At 70.6% G+C, this 17,949-nt stretch carries 18 protein-coding genes and 2 pseudogenes; 7 read left to right on the top strand and 13 right to left on the bottom strand.

The genetic code is table 11. The annotated features are described in order from the left end of the window. Positions 1-97: 97 nt before the first annotated feature. Positions 98-289 (bottom strand): annotated as a pseudogene (locus tag ACFWDI_RS31145) (LysR family transcriptional regulator); the annotation flags it as partial. 55 nt (positions 290-344) lie between these two features. Between ACFWDI_RS31145 and ACFWDI_RS31140 the strand changes: the two are divergent. Beyond that, positions 345-716: a VOC family protein gene (locus ACFWDI_RS31140; protein WP_385309105.1), complete on the top strand. Its 372-nt coding sequence runs from the start codon at positions 345-347 to the stop codon at positions 714-716. A 15-nt stretch (positions 717-731) separates the two neighbouring features. Here ACFWDI_RS31140 and ACFWDI_RS31135 read toward each other — a convergent pair whose 3' ends face one another. Both ACFWDI_RS31135 and ACFWDI_RS31130 read right to left on the bottom strand, forming a co-directional pair. Further along, positions 732-1,037 (bottom strand): hypothetical protein, encoded by a 306-nt coding sequence (locus tag ACFWDI_RS31135; RefSeq protein WP_385309103.1) that lies wholly within the window; start codon positions 1,035-1,037, stop codon positions 732-734. 83 nt (positions 1,038-1,120) lie between these two features. Continuing rightward, positions 1,121-2,014, bottom strand: a complete 894-nt coding sequence (locus tag ACFWDI_RS31130; protein ID WP_385309101.1) for a LysR substrate-binding domain-containing protein — start codon at positions 2,012-2,014, stop codon at positions 1,121-1,123. A gap of 243 nt (positions 2,015-2,257) precedes the next feature. Between ACFWDI_RS31130 and ACFWDI_RS31125 the strand changes: the two genes are divergently transcribed. The 5 genes and pseudogenes from ACFWDI_RS31125 to ACFWDI_RS31105 all read left to right on the top strand — a co-directional run bounded on the left by ACFWDI_RS31125 (position 2,258) and on the right by ACFWDI_RS31105 (position 6,523). Then, positions 2,258-2,899, top strand: a complete 642-nt coding sequence (locus tag ACFWDI_RS31125; protein WP_385309100.1) for a hemerythrin domain-containing protein — start codon at positions 2,258-2,260, stop codon at positions 2,897-2,899. 101 nt (positions 2,900-3,000) lie between these two features. Continuing rightward, positions 3,001-4,002, top strand: coding sequence for a GNAT family N-acetyltransferase (locus ACFWDI_RS31120; RefSeq protein ID WP_385309098.1), 1,002 nt, complete (start codon positions 3,001-3,003; stop codon positions 4,000-4,002). A gap of 86 nt (positions 4,003-4,088) precedes the next feature. After that, the gene (locus tag ACFWDI_RS31115) at positions 4,089-4,460 is read left to right on the top strand and encodes a cupin domain-containing protein (RefSeq protein WP_385309096.1); all 372 of its coding nucleotides are present in this window, start codon (positions 4,089-4,091) and stop codon (positions 4,458-4,460) included. Between the two features lie 116 nt (positions 4,461-4,576). Continuing rightward, a pseudogene (locus ACFWDI_RS31110) lies at positions 4,577-5,767 on the top strand (glycosyltransferase); the annotation flags it as partial. Between the two features lie 18 nt (positions 5,768-5,785). Beyond that, entirely contained in the window at positions 5,786-6,523 is a 738-nt protein-coding gene (locus ACFWDI_RS31105) for an SAM-dependent methyltransferase (RefSeq protein WP_385309132.1), read from the top strand. Here ACFWDI_RS31105 and ACFWDI_RS31100 read toward each other — a convergent pair whose 3' ends face one another. Continuing rightward, complete coding sequence (locus tag ACFWDI_RS31100; RefSeq protein ID WP_385309094.1) at positions 6,524-6,739, bottom strand: hypothetical protein; 216 nt, start codon at positions 6,737-6,739, stop codon at positions 6,524-6,526. It abuts the gene before it with no gap. 271 nt (positions 6,740-7,010) lie between these two features. On the opposite strand from ACFWDI_RS31100, the gene ACFWDI_RS31095 reads away from it, so the two are divergent. Then, positions 7,011-7,880 (top strand): alpha/beta fold hydrolase, encoded by an 870-nt coding sequence (locus tag ACFWDI_RS31095; protein WP_385309092.1) that lies wholly within the window; start codon positions 7,011-7,013, stop codon positions 7,878-7,880. A gap of 406 nt (positions 7,881-8,286) precedes the next feature. Here ACFWDI_RS31095 and ACFWDI_RS31090 read toward each other — a convergent pair whose 3' ends face one another. From ACFWDI_RS31090 to ACFWDI_RS31050, 9 genes are all read right to left on the bottom strand, one after another. Beyond that, positions 8,287-8,955, bottom strand: a complete 669-nt coding sequence (locus ACFWDI_RS31090; protein ID WP_385309090.1) for an HAD family acid phosphatase — start codon at positions 8,953-8,955, stop codon at positions 8,287-8,289. 291 nt (positions 8,956-9,246) lie between these two features. Next, complete coding sequence (locus ACFWDI_RS31085; RefSeq protein ID WP_385309088.1) at positions 9,247-10,287, bottom strand: sugar phosphate isomerase/epimerase family protein; 1,041 nt, start codon at positions 10,285-10,287, stop codon at positions 9,247-9,249. A gap of 22 nt (positions 10,288-10,309) precedes the next feature. Next, positions 10,310-11,719 (bottom strand): alkaline phosphatase family protein, encoded by a 1,410-nt coding sequence (locus ACFWDI_RS31080; protein WP_385309087.1) that lies wholly within the window; start codon positions 11,717-11,719, stop codon positions 10,310-10,312. Next, positions 11,716-12,915 (bottom strand): metabolite traffic protein EboE, encoded by a 1,200-nt coding sequence (gene eboE, locus ACFWDI_RS31075; RefSeq protein ID WP_385309085.1) that lies wholly within the window; start codon positions 12,913-12,915, stop codon positions 11,716-11,718. Before eboE ends, ACFWDI_RS31080 begins: the two co-directional genes overlap by 4 nt. Positions 12,916-12,927: 12 nt before the next feature. After that, positions 12,928-13,776 carry a TatD family hydrolase gene (locus ACFWDI_RS31070; RefSeq protein ID WP_385309083.1) on the bottom strand — a complete coding sequence of 283 codons (849 nt, stop codon included), beginning with the start codon at positions 13,774-13,776 and terminating at the stop codon, positions 12,928-12,930. Further along, entirely contained in the window at positions 13,776-14,414 is a 639-nt protein-coding gene (locus ACFWDI_RS31065) for an EboA domain-containing protein (RefSeq protein WP_385309081.1), read from the bottom strand. The genes ACFWDI_RS31070 and ACFWDI_RS31065 overlap by 1 nt, the downstream gene beginning before the upstream one ends. Next, a complete protein-coding gene (locus ACFWDI_RS31060; RefSeq protein WP_385309079.1) occupies positions 14,408-15,289 on the bottom strand; it encodes a sugar phosphate isomerase/epimerase family protein in 882 nt (293 codons plus the stop codon). The genes ACFWDI_RS31065 and ACFWDI_RS31060 overlap by 7 nt, the downstream gene beginning before the upstream one ends. Beyond that, a complete protein-coding gene (locus ACFWDI_RS31055) occupies positions 15,286-16,680 on the bottom strand; it encodes a UbiA family prenyltransferase (protein ID WP_385309131.1) in 1,395 nt (464 codons plus the stop codon). The genes ACFWDI_RS31060 and ACFWDI_RS31055 overlap by 4 nt, the downstream gene beginning before the upstream one ends. 62 nt (positions 16,681-16,742) lie before the next feature. Next, complete coding sequence (locus tag ACFWDI_RS31050) at positions 16,743-17,885, bottom strand: inositol-3-phosphate synthase (RefSeq protein ID WP_385309077.1); 1,143 nt, start codon at positions 17,883-17,885, stop codon at positions 16,743-16,745. Positions 17,886-17,949: the final 64 nt, after the last annotated feature.

The following is a 17,949-nucleotide window of genomic DNA, read 5'->3' as shown; positions in this document are numbered from 1 at the left end:
GATGGCGCGTCCGCGGGCGGCGTTGTTGCCGTCGAGCCGTAGACGAGGGGCATGGTCAGCCGGAGCGCCATTGGCGGACACCGGCTTCGCCAGCCTGGAACGCCTGCCCGTCGATGGTGAGCCGGGCCCCCCGAACGGTGCGGGTGAACAGCCGCACACCGAGGTCCCCCTCCAGAGCTGTGATGCGCTTGGAGACGGCCTGCTGGGTGATCGACAGGTCGGTGGCGGCTTGCTGGAGCTGACCCGCATCCGCAACGGCTACGAAGGTGCGTACGGTATCGAGATTCACGCCGACCAACTCCAACCGGGACTTGTCCGGGCGATCACCAGGCACACTGGCGGACATGCCTGTCTCGCTGCATCACATCGTCATCGACGCCCACGACCTGCCCGCCCTGGCCCGGTTCTGGGCCGAGGTGTTGGGCTGGCGGATCCTGTCCGAGCGGGAGCGGGAGGTCGTGATCGGGCCGGACGAGACCGCGCCGGTGGGCATCTGCTTCATGCCGGTGACGGACCGTAAGATCGTCAAGAACCGCCTGCACCTCGATCTGACGTGCGCCGCGGAGGTCCGGGAGGCCGAGATCGAGCGCATCCTCGCACTCGGCGCCCATCGGGCGGACGTCGGGCAGAGCGGCAACGAGTCGTGGACCGTGCTGGCCGATCCGGAGGGGAACGAGTTCTGCGTGGTCCGCCCGAAGGAGACCCTCATCGGCTAGGACTTGTCCAGGCAATCAAGTTCGGAGCCAGATGACTACGGATGCTGCTGTCGCGGTGCCGAGGAAGACGTAGCCGCGTTTGTCGTATCGGGTAGGTAGCCACGGCCCGGTGCTGCTTGAGCCGTTGATCGCCCGTTCGACGGTGTTGCGTTTCTTGTAGCGCTCTTCGTCAAAGCCGGGTGGCCGTCCGCCGCGTGAGTCCTTGCGCAGGCGGGCGGCCCGACTGTCGGTCTTCTCTGGGATCGTGTGCCGAATGCCCCGTTGTCGCAGGTAGTTACGACAGGGCCTGTTGCTGTATGCCTTGTCGGCCGCGAGGCTCACAGGCTTCCGGTCGACGGGAGCAGCCGACGGGCGCACGCGTGCGCACGGCGTGCAGGTACGTCCACCTCACGCCGCACGTCTCGTCAGAACCGGAACACGCCGAGATCTCGCACCGTGTCGGCCAGAGCGCGGATGAGGTCATTCTCGGCTTCGGTCCGCCAGACCAGGGCGAAGTTCATGGTGGCCATGTCGGGGACGGGAAGCCATCGGATGTTCGACATGCCCCAGTGCCTGGTGACATGGCCGGGGAAGGTGTGGATGATCTCGCCCATGCCGACGTGACTGATCAGCTCATCGGCGGTGTCCGAGGTCGCGGACATGATGCGCTCGATCGTACGGCCTCGTGGGGTGTGGAAGGGCAGGTAGCTGTCCTCCCAGTAGTCCGGCAGGCCGAGGGCAGTGCCGTGCGGGAAGTCAGCGAGCAGCTCCAGTGGCACGGAGTCCCGTCCCGCGAGCCGGTGGTCGGCGGCCACGGCAAGGATCCGGGAGTCGGTGCACAGGGTCGGCCCGACGGTGAAGTCCGGCTCTTCCACCGGCAGCCAGGCGACCAGGACGTCCATGGCACCGCTGCGGAGCTGGCCGAACACATCGGTGAAGGTTGCCTGACGGATCTGGAGTCCCCAGCGCGGGTACCGCGCGCGGAACGCCTTCCAGTAGGGGTGCAGATCGGCGACGTTGAAGGGCATCAGGCTGACGCGGAGCTGTGCGGTGATGCCGCGGGCCGCCAGCTGGGCCCGCTCCAGGGATTCGTGCAGGCCCGCGTAGACCGGTTGCAGGTCGTCGCGGAACTGTCGGCCGACCTCGGTCAGGCGCACACTGCGGCTGGTGCGGGTGAAGAGCTCGGCACCGATGCGCCGCTCCTGTTTCTTGATGGCCTGGCTGACGCGTGCCTGGGAGACGTGCAGCCGCTGTGCGGTCCGGCCGAAATGCAGCTCCTCGGCCAGTACCAGGAAGATCTCGATGTCCCGCAGCTCCACCGGCCCCCCGGCCCTTCGTCGATAACCCTGCGGTTATCGAACCCCGCACAAGTGTTCCTTGATCATACGCGCGAACCGCAAGATTGTTTGAGGCATGCAGTCACGCGTGCAAAACCCCCCACTCGTACGGTCGGAGGGGATGAGGTGCCCCGCCAACGCCTTCGTCCTGTTATCGGCGTGTCTCGCTTTCAGCCACGTCAACGCTGTGGTCGGTGAGCACACCCGAACGTCCTGGAACTGCCCATGAGCGACGCCATCGACCTGACCGTGATGTACGCGATGCATGATGCCCTGCGCCGGGAACTGGCCCATCTGGACCGGGTCACCACCGCCGCGGACCGTGACCCGCGGCAGGTGCTGGCCACCGCTGCCGGATGGACGCTGTTCAAGAAGGCTCTCCATGCCCACCACACGGCCGAGGACGACGCACTGTGGCCGTCGCTGCGGCAGAATCTGGCCGGCCGGCCGAAGGACCTGGCGCTGCTGGAGGTGATGGAGGCCGAACATGCCGCCATCACCCCGGTGATCCAGGCCATCGACGGCGCGCTGACCGACCCCGGTGCCGGCTCGCTGCGGTTGGGCCAGCTTGCCGACGCGCTGACCCGCGGCCTGGCCGGCCACCTCACGCACGAGGAGGAAGCGGCGCTCCCGCTGATCCAACGGGTGCTGACAGCCGAGCAGTGGGGCCACTTCAGCCGGGTCCATGCCCAGCACATCGACCAGGACGCACCGCTGCTGCTGCCGTGGCTGCTGGACGGCGCCGATGAACCGACAGCGGAGAGGCTCCTCGCCCGACTGCCCGCATCCGCGTACGCCGCCTGCACCGCCCGGTGGATCCCGGCGTACGCCGTTCTCGACCGCTGGAGTCCGGGCACTACGGCCTGACGCAGCCTCATTGGCCGCCGCCCTGGCGGTCTATCGGCCGACGCGAGCACGCCCTCCTGGCATCCCGAAGTACGACCGACCCGACTACGAAAGCCATCACCTTGTCCGAATCTGTACATGTCATTCCGCTCCAGCGCGTCTCGGTCGCCGAGGCCGCAGCGTGGCATCAGGTCGTCGCGACCTCGATGGCCCACGACCTGCCCGGAGTACCGACCCCCGACCCCGGACAGATCCACGCCCAGCTCACCCAGCCCGCTCTGGGCAGCCGCCGGCTGACCTGGCTGGCCATCGGGGCGGACGGCGTTCCCGTCGGAGTCGCCGGCCTGCGGGTGTTCACCTCCCCGGGCCAGGAGCACCTGTCCGAACTGGAACTGCACGTCGACCCCGCACACCGGCGTCTGGGAACCGGCTCCCTCCTGCTGTCGGCGGTCGTGGCGGCCTGCCTCACCGAGAACCGGCGTAGCCTCATCGCGGCAGCCGCGGCCGACAGCCCGGGCGAAGCCTTCAGTGAACGGTGTGGCTTCCGCCGGGCACTCACCCTGGATCACCTCATACTGCGCCTCGACGAGCTGCCCGAGGCCGACCTGCCGCAGATCGCCGATACCGCGTCCCCCGGCTACCGGCTGGCCCGCTGGACCGGCACGGTTCCCGACGAGCTCGCCGACGCCTTCGCCGCAGCCAAGAACGCGATGAACGACATGCCCGTCGGCGACCTCGACTACGGCAGCGTGGCGTGGGACGCCGACCGCGTCCGCGCCATGGCCAAGGTGATCGCCGACCGCGGCGACACACTGCTGACCATCGCGGCAGTCCACGACGACGGCACGATGGCCGGCTACACCGAGATCCTGCTCCCCCAGGGCTCCGGGCCGCGTGCCCAGCAGTACGACACGGCTGTCGTGCCCGCGCACCGCGGCCACGGCCTTGGGCTGTGGGTCAAGGCCGCCATGGTGCGGCGTCTGCGCGCCGAGCATCCCGGCGTCGTCGAGATCGAGACGGACAACGCCGACGACAACGTCCACATGCTGGCCGTCAACCACCGACTGGGATTCCGCTCCTACCGGCGCACCCGCGAGTTCCAGCTCGACGTGCCCGCGACCTGACCTCACCCACGGGCCCCTTACCTTCCCTTCCCTTCCCTCCCGTCCCGTCCCGGCCCGTCCCCGAACGCCACCGAGGAGCACCCCGTATGCGCGTCATCACCCCGTCGAACGACAACGTCACCGTCTCCCCGAACGCCACCATGACCGGCCTGGCGGCCCCCAGCCGCGGCAGCACCGAACTCAGCACCTGGACGGTCGGCATGGACGCCGGGGCAACCGGCCCCGAGCACTCCGTCACTCGTGAACAGGTCTGGACGGTCACCGCGGGCGCCCTGGAAGTGACCTGCGACGGCCACACCCAAAAGGTCCTGGCCGGCCAGACCTTCATCCTGCCCGCCGGACTCCTGCGCCGGATCCACGCCCCGGAGCGGGCCGAGGCCCACGTCGCGATGCACTGCGACGCCCTCGCCTCCGTACCCGGAACCGAAGGCACCCGCGAACTGCCCTGGGCCCGCTGATCACCACAGGCCGACACGAACCCGCCCCAAGGGGCCCGAGGCAGGACCCGGAAGACCCGGATCCTGCCGCACCATCGCCGGCCGAGGCCGGCATCCACAGGAATGAGAAACACGACATGCGTGTGCTGTTGATGGCGTACGGATCGCGCGGCGACATCGCGCCGCTGGCGGGACTGGCGGCGCAGTTGCGGAAACTCGGCGCGGAGGTACGCGTGTGCGCACCGCCGGACGAGGAGTTCGCCGAACTGCTGGCCGGTGTCGGCGCGGAACTGGTGCCCTTCGGGCGGGACGTGCGCGCGCTGCGGACGGGAGCGCCCCCGTCGGACGCGGCCGCGTTCGCGGCCGAGCTGGTCGCCGCGCACTTCGACACGGTCGGCAAGGCGGCCGAGGACTGTGACGTGCTGGTGGCGAGCGGTCTGATGCCGGCCGGCGCCCGCTCGGTGGCCGAGAAGCTGGGCATCCGCTACGTGTACGCGGGCTTCCACCCGTTCGAGATGCCCTCCGCGCACTACCGACCGTCGCCGCGGCCCGGCCCGTCGGCTCCGCCCGACATGACCGACAACCAGGCCCTGTGGGACCTGGACGTCCAGAAGGTCAACGCCCTTTACCTCCAGCCCCTCAACGCCCACCGCGCGGCGATCGGCCTTGCACCGGTGGACAACGTCCGCGACCACGTCTTCACCGAACGGCCGTGGCTGGCGGTGGACCCGGTCCTGGGCCCGTGGCAGCAACTGACGAACCTCGACCTCGTGCAGACCGGCGCGTGGATCCTGCCCGACGAACGCCCCCTGCCCGCCGATCTGGAGACGTTCCTGGACGCCGGCACCCCACCGGTGTACGTCGGCTTCGGCAGCATGCCCATGAGCACAGCCACCGACATCGCCCGGACAACCGTCGAGGCGGCCCGCGCGCAGGGCCGCCGCGTGCTCGTCTCCCGCGGCTGGGCAGACCTGGGCCTGGTGGACGAGTCGGACGACTGCTTCGCCGTCGGCGACGTCAACCACCAGTCCCTGTTCCGCCGGGTCGCGGCCGTCGTACACCACGGCGGCGCAGGCACCACGACCACCGCCGCCCGAGCCGGTGCACCCCAGGTGGTGGTGCCCCAGTTCGTGGACCAGCCGCACTGGGCCGCCCGCGTGGCCGACCTGGGCATCGGCGCGGCACACGACGGCCCGACCCCGACCTTCGAGTCCCTGTCAGCCGCACTGAGGACGGCCCTGACCCCCGAGACGGAAGCACGGGCGAAGGCCGTCGCCGGCACGATCCGCACCGACGGGACGGCGGTGGCCGCGAAGCTGCTCCTCGACACGGGGCACGCCGCGCCGGTGAGCCGCGAACAGATCTCCATGATCGCCCATGCCGACCACCCGATAAAATCTCCGCTCGACGACGACTCGGTCAGCCGGCTGCTCGAACGCGGCCTCCCGCGAGGCGACGAGCGAGTGCTCGACCTCGGATGCGGCACAGCGGAGTGGCTTCTGCGCGCCCTGGCGACACGCCCGCACCTGCACGCCGAGGGTGTCGACGTCTCCGAAGTCGCCCTGACGCAGGCCCGCCAGGCAGCGAGCAAACTCGGAGTCGACGAGCGCCTGGTCCTCCACCAGCAGGAGGCCGCGGACTTCGGCTCTCCACAGCCGTTCGACCTGGTGATCAGCGTCGGCGCCACGCATGCCTTCGGCGGTCTTCTCCCCACCCTCGCGGCGGCCCGCAAGCACCTGGCTCCCGGAGGCCGCGTTCTGATCGGCGAGTCGTTCTGGGACCGCGCCCCTTCGCCGGCGGCCGTCGAGATGTTCGGTGACCTCGCCGACCTGGCGACCACGGTGGACCGCGTCGTCGCCGACGGATGGACCCCTGTCCACGGCCATGTCAGCACCCGCAGTGAGCTGGACGCCTACGAGTGGGCTTGCTGGGGCTCGCTGGCCTCATGGGCTCTGGACCACCCTGCCGATCCGGCTGGCGCACAGGTACTGGAGACGGCCACCGCCCAGCGTTCGCAGTGGCTGCGCGGGTACCGGGACAGCTTCGGCTTTCTCTGCCTGGTCCTGCGTCAAACATCGGATTGATCACGTAGGGCCGCCGGCAAGCCCATTCGTCGAGCAGGGTGCGGTTGAGCAGAAGCCGTTGTCGGTCAGGACCCGTTCGACGGTGATGCCGTGGGGGTCGGTCGGGGAAGCCAGGCGGTTCAGGCCGTGGCGGACCGGAACCCGGAGCACGGTCGAGGCCGGCATGCCCAGGATCGACCCGATACGGGCCGGGTCGGGCTTTCGGTGGGTCGGCATCCGGTGGACCCATGTGTAGGCAGTAGTGCGGATGATCTTCCGCTGGACAATGTGAATCTTGGGACATCAAACGAATGTCCACCCATGCCCGCCAGGCGCAGCGGTTGACCGCACTTGGCCGAGTGACGCGTTCCACGCACGAAGACGTCCCCCGCAGCGGGGACGGTGTGCCGCGGACGTGGGCCCGTTCCTCGGCCCTGAGTCGGCTCGCCCGCGCCAGGGCCCGCCATGGCCGACGCCGAACCGCGGCGGCCGGAAAGTGAGTACACAGATGCAACCGACGTTCGTACTGGTGCACGGAGCCTTCGCGAACTCCTTCTCCTTCGCGCCCCTCCAGGCCGAACTCGGCCTCCTCGGGCACCGTTCGGTCGCCGTCGACCTGCCAGGCCACGGGTTCCAGGCGACCTTCACCCGTGCCTATCAGTCACCGCAGGACCCCGAGGGGCTCGCCACCGCGCCCGGCTCGATCAAGGGCGTCACACTCGCCGACAACGTCGCGCACCTCATCGGGATCCTCGAACGGGCCAAGCGGAACGGCCCCGTGATCCTCGTCGCCCACAGCCGGGGCGGTGTCACGGTCACGGCCACGGCCAACGCACGCCCGGATCTGATCGACCGCATCGTCTACGTCTCGGCCTGGTGCCCGGTCCACCTCGACATCAACGACTACTACACCGAGCCGGAGATGGCCACGGTCGACCCCGCCGCCTTCGCTTCGGCGCTGGCCGGGAACCCTGCCGACCTCGGCCTGCTCCGCGTCAACTTCCGCACCGCGAACCCGGACTCGCTCGCGGCGTTCAAGGCGGCCTTCTTCGCCGACGGCACCGACGAGCAGTTCCACACCTTCCTGAACACCTTCCAGCCCGACGAGAACCTGGACGTCGGCGGCTCCGCCGACCGGGCTCAGGCCGCGACCTGGGGCCGCATCCCCAAGACCTACATCCGCCTGGCCGACGACACGAGCCTGCCTCTCGCCATACAGGACCGCCTGATCCGCGAGGGCAACGAGCTGACGCCTGACAACCCGTACGACGTCCGCACACTGGAGGGCAGCCACCTGAAGTGGCTGGTCGACCCCGCGCCGGCGGCCCGCGTCCTGGGCGAACTCGCCACGCTCCCGGCTCCGTCCGCTCAAGCGTGATCGGAATGGCGTGAGCTGTTCGGTGGTGGTGGGACGAGGAACGAGAGTGCTCATGTGGGCGCACCCACGACCGCCCGGGCACTGAGATCGGACGCCGCTACCGGGTGACAGCCTTCGCCGAGGCCGTCACCCGGGCTCCGCGCCGGTCCACAGGTGGTCGGAGCCCGCTCGGGCAGCAGCGCACTGTGACCAGATCCGGGGACTGGGACGTCTCGGTCGACTCCACCATCGTGCGGGCCCATCAGCATGCGGGGCCGGCGGCACGGAAGATCGTGCCGAATCCCCGGCCGATCAGCCGGGACGTGGTCTGAGCCGCGGGCAGGGACAAGGCTTTACGGCGAGGGGGGCCGCCACGACCGGTAACGGTCGTGACGGCCCCCGCTGTTGTGCCCGGTTGTGCCGACGGCTACGACAGGTCGCCGTTGTAGTCGGGCAGCTTGAACGTCTTCTCGGCGTGGCCGCCCACGAGATCGGTCGTGTTGTTGCCGATGTTGGCGATGATCGTGTAGCCCTTTGCCTCGATCGCGGCCCGCTTGCCCGTCTTGTACGCGCTGACCTCGTCGAAGAGGTCAGGCAGATCCCGTACGTACAGGCCGTCGACCGGGTACCCGACCTTCTTCAGGTTGTACTCGGTGAGCGAGTGGATGATGCCGGGGCGGGCGGTGACGAAGAAGATGTCCACACCGCGGGACTTCGCGTAACGCGCCAGTTCGAGGACCGGCTTGACCGCAGGTGTCGGGTACTCCCAGAAGGGGTGGAAGTCGGTCTCGAGCGACGTGTTGTCGATGTCGAGGACGATCGCCTGCTTCGCACCGGAGGTGTTCGTGGTGCGCTGCTCGATGTAGGGGCGAGCAACGGCGACGACGGCGGCGACATCACGCTGCCAGGTCCCGTAGTCGACGTCGGCGAGCAGCGTACTGGCGTGGCCGGACTGCTGCGGCGCGGCGGCGGTGGCGGCCGGGGTCGCCGGGCGGTCCGACCCGGTCGAGTCCGCGGCCGCTGCGACCGGGACGGCCATGGTGAACGCCAGCGCGGCGGCGGCCACCGACCGGATTCTCCACTTGCCTGCATGCATGGGGGGTCTCCTGCGTCTCGGAACAGCTCAGGGGAAGCCCTCCGTCCCGTACGAACGGAGGGCATTTGGCATGTTCGCGTCCCATGATGGACGGAACCTTACGTTCCCTCTACTGGCCGGTAGCAGGATTCCCGCGCCGACGCGGGATCGGCGCCGCGCGGACCGGAAGCGGTACCGCGCGGACCCAATGCGGTTCGGCGTGGACCCGAATCGGTGCCGTACGAACCCGATGTGGTGCCGTACGAACCCGATGTGGTGCCGTACGAACCCGATGTGGTGCCGTACGAACCCTCAGCAGCCCTTCTCGCGCAGCGAGTGGAGGTGCTCACTCGACTTACGGGCGAACGCGAAGGACTCGACCGGGTTGTCGTGTTCGGTCTGCCAGTGGTGGTCGCGGTAGCCGCCGTGGGTCTTGTTCACCGCGGAGATGAAGCGCTTGTAGTCGATGTCTCCGTCCCCGACGTCCACCATGCGGTAGCCGTCGCGGGCGGACTCGTCGTGCGTGCCGTCCTTGACGTGGAAAAGCGGGTAGCGGTGGGGCTGCTTGAGGACATAGCGCAGAGGGTCGAAGGGGGCGGGGGTGCCGTCCACGCGCTTGCCGAAGCGGAACTGACCCACGAACGCCCAGTAGATGTCCATTTCGAGGTAGACCAGATCGGGGTCGGTCTCGGCGAGCAGCACGTCGTAGAGGCGGACGTTCGGCTGGTCGGTGGCGAAGGAGAACTCCTCGGCGTGGTTGTGCTGGTAGAACTTCAGACCGCGCTTCCTGGCAGCGGCTCCATAGGTGTTGAACTCCTCGGCGGCCCGCTTCCAGGCATCGACGGTGGAGCCGTAGCGGAAGGGGCCCGATGCGGTGCCGATGTGCGGCAGGCCGAGCGCCTGGGCGTCGTCGAGGACCTTGTCGAGGTTCTGGGCGAAGGTGTAGGCGTTCGGGTCGCTGGAGTAGTAGCCGACGTGACTGCCGATGCCGCGCAGCCCGTGGTCGCGGGCGAGCTGCTTCAGCTGGGCGAGAGTGATGGGGCCGGTGCCCTGGCTGTAGCCGGCGTACTCGATCTCGTCGTAGCCGTAGCGCTCCAGCTCGGCGAAGACCTTCGCGAAGCCGAGGCTGGAAACCTTGTCGCGCAGGGAGTAGAGCTGGGTGCCGAGGCGGCCGGGGGGCAGGACGGGGCGGCCCCTGCCGGGGGCGGCGGCACTCGTCACGGCTGCCGAGGCCGGGCCCGCAGCGGCGCCGACGATGGCGGCGGCGGTCGCGCCGGCAGCGACGCCGAGCATGCCGCGTCTGCTGAGCTTGTGGGCGAGTTCGGGGTCGTTGGCCTTGCTTGTGCGGCTCATGGGATCTCCCGGGATCGGATTGTCAGTGGTGTCTGCTTGAGTGGAGTCCAGCGAGTTGAAGCAGCAGGGACTTCACATCGGTGGCCGCGACGCGGCCGCAGACAGCGCGGGGGGTGGAGCAGAGGATGAGCGGACCTTCGTCGTCGCTCGTGGGCAGGCGGCCGTGGCTGCCGCGAATAGGTGCGGGGTCCAGGGGTACGACCGCGAGGCGGTAGCGCATGCCGAGTTTCTTGCGGGCGATCGCCTTGGCCGCCTTGAGGCGTACGTACGGGTCGAGAGGGTCCATGAAGAGCTCGACCGGGTCGTAGCCGGGTTTGCGGTGGATCTCGACGAGCTGGGCGAAGTCGGGGGCCCGGTCGTCGTCGAGCCAGTAGTAGTAGGTGAACCAGGCGTCGGCCTCCGCGATGGCGACGAGTTCGCCGGAACGCGGGTGGTCGAGGCCGTGGATCTTCTTGCCCTCGTCGTCGAGGAGTTGCTCGATGCCGGGCAGGTCGGTGAGTGCCGCGCGGGTGGCGTCGATGTCTTCGGGGCGGCGGATGTAGACGTGGGCGAGCTGGTGGTCGGCGACGGCGAAGGCGCGGGAGGCCATCGGGTCGAGGTACTCCATGCCGTCCTGGGTGTGGACTTCGAGAAGGCCGGCGCGGCGCAGGGCGCGGTTGATGTCGACGGGGCGGCTGACGCGGGTGATGCCGTACTCGGACAGGGCGACGACCGTGCGGCCTTCCTGTCTGGCGTCGCCCAGCAGCGGGGCGACGACGGCGTCGAGGTCGGCGGCTGCCTGGTACGAGCGGGGGTCGTCGGGGCCGTAGCGCTGCAGGTCGTAGTCGAGATGCGGGAGGTAGCACAGGGTCAGGTCGGGGTGTCGGGTGCGCATGATGTGGCGGGTCGCGTCGACGATCCACTGGCTGGAGACGATGTCGGCGCCCGGGCCCCAGAAGTGGAACAGGGGGAAGGTGCCGAACTTCTCGGTGAGTTCGTCGTGCAGGTCGGGGGGCCGGGTGTAGCAGTCGGGTTCCTTGCGGCCGTCGGCGTAGTAGACGGGACGGGGGGTGACGGTGAAGTCGGTGTCCGCGCCCATGGCGTACCACCAGCAGATGTTGGCGACGGTGTAGCCGGGGTGTGCGCGGCGGGCGGCGTCCCAGATCTTGTCGCCGGAGACGAGGCCGTTGTGCTGTCGCCAGAGCAGGACGTCGCCGAGGTCGCGGAAGTACCAGCCGTTGGCGACGATGCCGTGCTCGGCGGGGAGGGCGCCGGTGAGGAAGGTGGACTGGGCGGCGCAGGTCACGGCAGGGAGGACGGTGGTGAGGGGGGCCTGGGAGCCGGACTGGGCAAGGGACTTGAGGTGCGGCATGTGGTCGAGAAGCTGGGGGGTGAGGCCGACGACGTCCAGGACGAGGAGAGGGGTGGGAGTGGGGTGGGCGACGTCGGTCATGGCAGCTCCTTGAGGCCGAGGTCGACCAGCAGGTCGCGGGCGAGGGTGAGTTCGGCGGCGATGCCGTCGGCGAGCTGGGTGCGGTTGCGGGTGCGCAGCTCGGGCGGGAGGGCCTGCCAGGTGTAGGTCTCGACCTCGAGGTGTCGGGTGAGCGGGTCAGGGCCGCCGACGAGCCGGTTCAGCGTGTCCTGGAGTACGGAGAGGGTGGAGGTGAGGGGCGGGGCGGGCGGGGCGTGCAGGGGGACGTGGAAGTGGGCACGCCAGGGGGCGTCGTCGGGCAGCGCCGTGCCGGCGAGGGCTTCGTCGAGATCGTCGGTGCCGCGCAGACCGCCCGCGGATGAGGTCTCCCCTGCTCGGAGAGCTCGGGGAAGGGTGCGGGTCTGATGCAGAAAGCGGGGTTCGGCGAAGGCGGCCAACGCCGCCCGCACTTCGGGGAGATGTGGTGCTTCGGCGTGGAGCGCGGCGGACAGCTGCGCCTTGGGGATGGTGATGCCCGCCGCGGTGAGTGCCGCCAGGGCAGCCTGCGGATCTTCGAAGGAGGTGGCGAGATGGCAGGTGTCGATGCAGATGCCGATGCGGTGCGATGCGATCGCGCTGAGGGGACGTATGGCGTCCGCGGTGGTCTCGACGATGCAGCCGGGCTCGGGCTCCAGGCCGATGCGAATCGACTTGCCGGTGAGTTCCTCGAGGGCGTCGAGGCGTTCGGCGAGAGTGGTCAGGGCGGTGTGCGCGGCCCCGGCTGCCGTGTCGTCGAAAGGGGTGCGCCAGGCGAGCGGGAGGGTGGAGATGGTGCCCTCGGTGATGTCGTCGGGAAGCAGGGCGGCGAGGAGACGGGCCAGGTCGGTGGTGTGGGCGAGACGTTCGGGGTCGGTCCAGTCCGGCTTGTAGACGCGGTACTTGACCTCTTCGGCGCCGAATCCCTCGTACGGGAAGCCGTTGAGGGTGACGACCTCGAGGCCGCGGCGTTCGAGTTCGGCGCGCAGGCCGCGCAGCGCGGCCGGGTCGGTGATCAGGGCATGGGCGGCCTCCCTGGCGAGCCAGAGGCCGATGCCGAGGCGGTCGCGGCCGAGGCGTTTGCGTACCGGCTCGCAGTGGTCGCGGAGCTGGGCGAGTACGCCGTCGACGGTCTCGGCGGGGTGGACGTTGGTGCAGTAGGAGAGGTGGACGGTGGCGCCGTCGGGATGGCGGAAGCGCATACCTCTGTCTCCTCATTCCCCGCCGCGGAGTATGGAGTTGCCCTCGTGGAGGGACTCCGGATCCGGAATGTCGAGCTGGAGGCGGCCGCTGAGGCCGTAGAAGGCGACGGGGTTGCGCCACAGAACCTGGTCGACGTCGTCCTCGGTGAAACCGGCGGCGAGCATCGCGTCGCCGACCTTGCGGGTCTTGAGCGGATCGCTCTTGCCCCAGTCCGCGGCCGAGTTGACCAGGACCTTCTCGGTTCCGTACGCCTTGAGGACCGCGACCATCCGGTCCTCGTCCATCTTGGTGTCGGGGTAGATGGAGAAGCCGAGCCAGCAGCCGCTGTCAGTGGCGTGCTTTACGGTCGTCTCATTGAGGTGGTCGAGCAGCACGCGTTCCGCGGGCAGGTTCGATTCGCGGATGACGTCGACGGTGCGGTGCAGTCCGGCGAGCTTGTCCCGGTGCGGGGTGTGGACGAGGGCGGGCAGTCCGTGATCGGCGGCGAGCTGGAGCTGGGCGGCCAGCGCGGTGTCCTCGGCCGGCGTCATGGAGTCGTAGCCGATCTCACCGACGGCGACGACGGAGTCCTTGACGAGATAGCGGGGCAGCGCGTCGAGTACAGGTGTGCAGCGGGGGTCGTTGGCCTCTTTGGGGTTGAGGGCGAGCGTGCAGTGGTGGGCTATGCCGTACTGGGCGGCGCGGAAGGGCTCCCAGCCGAGCAGGGCGTCGAAGTAGTCGAAGAAGCTGGCGGGCGAAGTGCGGGGCTGGCCGAGCCAGAAGGACGGTTCGACGAGGGCGCGGACACCGGCGGCGTACATCGCCTGGTAGTCGTCGGTGGTGCGGGAGGTCATATGGATGTGGGGGTCGAAGATGCGCATCAGGACTCCTCGGACTGCTCGCCGGTCAGGGTCAGCACGCGATTGAGGTCGGGGGGCACGTCGCGGCCGGCGGCGGTGCGCTCGGCGGCGTAGTCGGCGAGCATCCTGGCCAGCTCGCCGTCGCCTGCGGCGCGTCTGTGCAGGCCTGCGACGTTGGCGACGGGCACGCCGGTGAACAGGCACTTGAGGACGGCGTGCCGCCAGGAGTGCGGATCGAGGTGAGCGGCGGCGTACGGGCCGACGGCCGCGGCCACGAGCCGGGTGTCGTTGGTGCGCAGGGCGTCCTCGACGAGCGGCAGGACTTCGGGGCCCACGACCAGATGGTGCAGGGCGAGGAGCACAGCGCGGCGCTCGGCGGCGGTGCCCTGCCGGTAGAGGCGGGTGAGGGTGTCCAGGTCCGCGCGGGCCTCGATGAGGAGCAGGGTGCGTACGGAGTCGGCCCGGTTCTGGCCGCAGTGCCGGCCGGCGGCGGCGAACCGGAGCTCCCAGGTGTGTGCGGCATACGGGGAGGGGGCGACCGGTGGCGTCCGGGCGGCGCGGGCGGCCTCGGCGAGTGCGTCGGCGAGCCAGGTGCGGGCGGCTCCGTCGAGCTGTGCGTCGAGCTGTGCCTCGAGTTCCTTGCGGGACGGCGTCACCATGCCGGTACTCCCTTCGGCGGAACCGGTGAGCGGAGGAACTCAATTGATTCGCGGGCGAGTTCGGGGCCCGCGTGGGAGTGGCGGGGCAGTTCGACGACGGTGAGGCCTTGGTAGCCGGTGGCGGCGAGGGCTTCCAGGACAGGCGGGAAGTCGATCTCCCCGTCTCCGAAGGGAAGGTGTTCATGGACGCCGCGGCGCATGTCCTCGATCTGGACATGCCGCAGCCAGGGCGCGGCATTGCGGACGCAGTCGGCCGGCGTGTCGGGTTCCAGGCACTGGCAGTGGCCGATGTCGAGGGTGAGCCCGAGGGTCTCCGGGTCGCCGAGGAGGCCGCGGAGGTGGTGGAAGTCGGCGAGCGTGGCGAGGAGGTGACCGGGCTCGGGCTCGACTGCGAGGGGGATGCCGGCGTCGGTGGCGGCGTCGAGGACGGGGGTGAGAGCCCCTTCGAGCCGCTTCCATGCGGTGTCGGTGAGGGTGTCCGCAGGGGTGATGCCGCTGAAGCAGTGCACGGCGTGGGCGCCGAGGTCGGCGGCGACCCGCACGGCGGTGATCAGCAGGTCGGTGCGGGCGGCGCGGCCGTCGGGGTCCGGGTCGAGGAGCGAAGGCCCGTGTTTGCGGCGGGGGTCGAGGACATAGCGGGCGCCGGTCTCGATGGTGACGCCGAGGCCCAGCTCGCCCAGTCTCTTGGCTACGTGGCGGGTGCGGGCGGCGAGGGCGGGGGCGAGCGGGTCGAGGTGCATATGGTCGAGGGTCAGTCCGACGCCGTCGTAGCCGAGGTCGGCGAGGAGCGCGAGGGCGTCGTCGAGGCGGAGGTCGGTGAGACCGTTGGTGCCGTAGCCGAGGCGCAGGTTGGTGTGGCTGGTGTCGGGGCTCATGTCGGGCTCACCTTCCGTGCGAGCTTGCGGGCGAGCGGTACGAGTCCCATGACCGCGAGGGCGGTGGCCCCGGCGCCGGTGCGGGCGGCGAGGGCGGCCTGGAGCGGGATCATGGCCCGGATGCCACCGCCGACGGCACGCTGGGTGAGCGGCGGGGAGGGGTTGAGGGCGGCGTGGAGGAGGGGTTTTGCGGCGGTGCGGATGTATGTGGCGGCGAGAGCGGTGGCCAGCAGGCGGGCGGGGGTGAGGTGGTCCATAGGTGCGGGGGGCCGGGGTGACTGCGAGGTGTTTTCCCCGGACCCGCCCCTGCCCGGCTGTATCGATGTGCGGCTCCGCCGCGTGGGGGGCAAGCGCCCAGGCCCCGGGGCCGGGATGGGCAGCGGGGGCAGGCCCCGCTGCGCGGCGCGCGCGCTGCGCGGCGCGAGTACTGAGACTCGCTGGACGCGGGACACGAGGGAGCCGAGCCCCAGGTTCGCAGCGAGTGCGGCGAGGGGGACGGCCGTTGAGCCGCCCTGCGCCTCGTGGCGCGATACGGCGGTGACGGCGTAGGTGTGCGCCGCGAGTACGGCGGCGGACGGCAACGCTACGAGCGCCGCACCACGCGCGCCACGCGCTTCGGCGCCGACTCGGGTCCGGCGCGATACAGCACGGTCGGGCAACCGCTCTGGTCCTGCGGCAATCACCCGGCCCTGGCCTGTGGGTCCTGTGCCAAGCAGCCGGGCCAGGGCTGCCGTTCCGGCACCCGGCGGGCCTGAGGCCGCACTCCATGCGGCCGGCACGCCGGGCCGGCGCGCCTCCCCGGGCGGTGGCCAACCCGCGCTCACGCCGGGCGAGCCGGCTGCTCCTGCGCCCCTGCCCAGCCTGCGCTTCGCAAGCAACGACAAACGCCCGCCCAGCAGGGCGCTCCCCACCCCGCCGGAGACACTGTGCCCGCCCGCGCCCCGCGGCACCGTACCCGTCGCTACCGCCCCCAGCACCAGGTCCAGCCCCCGCGCCGCAGCCATCGCCGCCGGTCCGCCGGCTGTGTGCTTGAAGTGCAGGTCGTACGACCACACCGTCGCTGACAACGCTGTCGCCACCGCCAAGGCAGGGCGGCCCGCGCGGGATGCCAGCGCCAGGCCCGCCGCCGTCAGCGCGCCGGCCGCCGTGAGCGCGGCCGCCGGGGTGATGCGGCCCGAGGGGATGGGGCGGTGCGGGCGGTCCACCGCGTCCTCTTCTCGGTCCGCCCAGTCGTTGAGGGCCATGCCCGCCTCGTAGAGGCACAGCGAGGCTCCCACCGCGAGCGCCGTACCGCGGTTGGGGCGGATGCCGAGGGTGGCCGCGCCGGCCAGCGCGTCGCCCGGGACTGTGAACAGCGCGGAGACGCGCAGCAGTTCCGCCCAGGCCCGCATGGCGCCGGACCCGCCGTGCGAGAGGCGCCTCCCGCGCGGGAGGCGCATCGAGAGGAACCCCGTCACCGGGCCTCCCGCAGCCGGTCGGCGAAGGTCAGCAGGGCCCCGAACTGTTCGGAAAGGCCCGCCGGGCCGCCGTCCGGGTCCTTGAAGTAGAAGCCCAGTTCGGGGAGCGGACCCGAGATGCCCGCCTCATGGGCGCGGGCCACCAGCCTCGCCAGATCCAGGACCAACGGGGCCGCGAGCGCCGAGTCGCAGCCCTGCCAGATGGTCTGGAGGATCATCCGCGAGCCCAGGAACCCGTCGAAGGCGACGTGGTCCCACGCGGTCTTCCAGTCGCCGAGCGCCGGTACGTCGTCGATATGGACCTCGCCCTCCGGGGTGTGGCCCAGCGTGTCGGAGAGGACGCGCTCCTTGCCGGCGTTCTTCGCGGCCGCCGCGCCCGGGTCGGCCAGCGCCGCTCCGTCCCCGCCGCCCAGCAGATTCGTACCCGACCATGCCCGTACGGACAGAGCGCGTTGCACAAACATGGGGGCGAGCACGGAGCGGAGCAGCGTCTGGCCTGTCTTGCCGTCGCGGCCCGCGTGGGGAAGTCCACTTGCCGCGACGGCGTCGGTGAGGGCCACGGTGCGCAGCCCGGTGGAGGGGGTGAAGTTGACGTAGGGGCAGCCGGCCCGGAGCGCCGCGGCCGCGTACAGGGAGCTGGGCGGCAGCCGTACCGCGTCCGGGGCTGGCTGCGGTTCGGTGGAGGAGACATTGACGACGACGACCCGGGCCATCCGCTGCCGCTCCCGGAAGTCGGACAGGTCCGCGGTGAAGGCGTCGATGAGTTCCTCGTCGGTCCTGGTGTCGCCGGACGACTGCGGCCCGCCCGCTCGTATCTCCTCGTCGGCTGCGGTCAGCTCACCGCGCACCGCCGCCGCGAGACCGTGCGGCAGCACGCCCGCCGCGGCCAGTTCCTCGGCCCGCTTGGGCAGCGGACAGTGGGCGGTGTCGTGTCCGCCGAAGACGAGCGACGACAGGGCGGGCAGCCCGGAGCCGGCGAAGGGCGGGGTTTCGGTCACCATCCCGGTCGGCGGGTGCAGCCCGGCGGTGACCGCCGCGCATCCTGCCACCGCGGTGGTGGCGACGGAACCTCGTGCTCCGACGAACCAGACTCCGACACGGCCACTTCTTTCAGCGGACACGGGCTGCCTCCCTGCCATTCGGTGTGGTGGACGGCGGGCGGGGGGTACGGCGCCTCCCCGCCCGCCGCCGTCTGACGGGACG

Source organism: Streptomyces sp. NPDC060064 (assembly GCF_042736455.1).
In the GTDB taxonomy this organism is placed as follows: domain Bacteria; phylum Actinomycetota; class Actinomycetes; order Streptomycetales; family Streptomycetaceae; genus Streptomyces.
Note: the sequence above shows the minus strand (reverse complement) of the source record. Positions and strands in the feature narration are given on the sequence as shown.

Excerpts from the sequence above, each read along its gene's own strand:
- ACFWDI_RS31100 (WP_385309094.1), bottom strand. The coding sequence starts at position 6,739 with ATGCCGACCCACCGAAAGCCCGACCCGGCCCGTATCGGGTCGATCCTG.
- ACFWDI_RS31080 (WP_385309087.1), bottom strand. The coding sequence starts at position 11,719 with ATGACCGACGTCGCCCACCCCACTCCCACCCCTCTCCTCGTCCTGGAC.
- ACFWDI_RS31140 (WP_385309105.1), top strand. The coding sequence starts at position 345 with ATGCCTGTCTCGCTGCATCACATCGTCATCGACGCCCACGACCTGCCC.
- ACFWDI_RS31055 (WP_385309131.1), bottom strand. The coding sequence starts at position 16,680 with ATGCGGGCCTGGGCGGAACTGCTGCGCGTCTCCGCGCTGTTCACAGTC.
- ACFWDI_RS31090 (WP_385309090.1), bottom strand. The coding sequence starts at position 8,955 with ATGCATGCAGGCAAGTGGAGAATCCGGTCGGTGGCCGCCGCCGCGCTG.
- ACFWDI_RS31065 (WP_385309081.1), bottom strand. The coding sequence starts at position 14,414 with ATGGTGACGCCGTCCCGCAAGGAACTCGAGGCACAGCTCGACGCACAG.
- ACFWDI_RS31085 (WP_385309088.1), bottom strand. The coding sequence starts at position 10,287 with ATGAGCCGCACAAGCAAGGCCAACGACCCCGAACTCGCCCACAAGCTC.
- ACFWDI_RS31060 (WP_385309079.1), bottom strand. The coding sequence starts at position 15,289 with ATGAGCCCCGACACCAGCCACACCAACCTGCGCCTCGGCTACGGCACC.
- ACFWDI_RS31115 (WP_385309096.1), top strand. The coding sequence starts at position 4,089 with ATGCGCGTCATCACCCCGTCGAACGACAACGTCACCGTCTCCCCGAAC.
- ACFWDI_RS31070 (WP_385309083.1), bottom strand. The coding sequence starts at position 13,776 with ATGCGCATCTTCGACCCCCACATCCATATGACCTCCCGCACCACCGAC.
- ACFWDI_RS31050 (WP_385309077.1), bottom strand. The coding sequence starts at position 17,885 with ATGGCAGGGAGGCAGCCCGTGTCCGCTGAAAGAAGTGGCCGTGTCGGA.
- ACFWDI_RS31095 (WP_385309092.1), top strand. The coding sequence starts at position 7,011 with ATGCAACCGACGTTCGTACTGGTGCACGGAGCCTTCGCGAACTCCTTC.
- eboE (WP_385309085.1), bottom strand. The coding sequence starts at position 12,915 with ATGCGCTTCCGCCATCCCGACGGCGCCACCGTCCACCTCTCCTACTGC.
- ACFWDI_RS31125 (WP_385309100.1), top strand. The coding sequence starts at position 2,258 with ATGAGCGACGCCATCGACCTGACCGTGATGTACGCGATGCATGATGCC.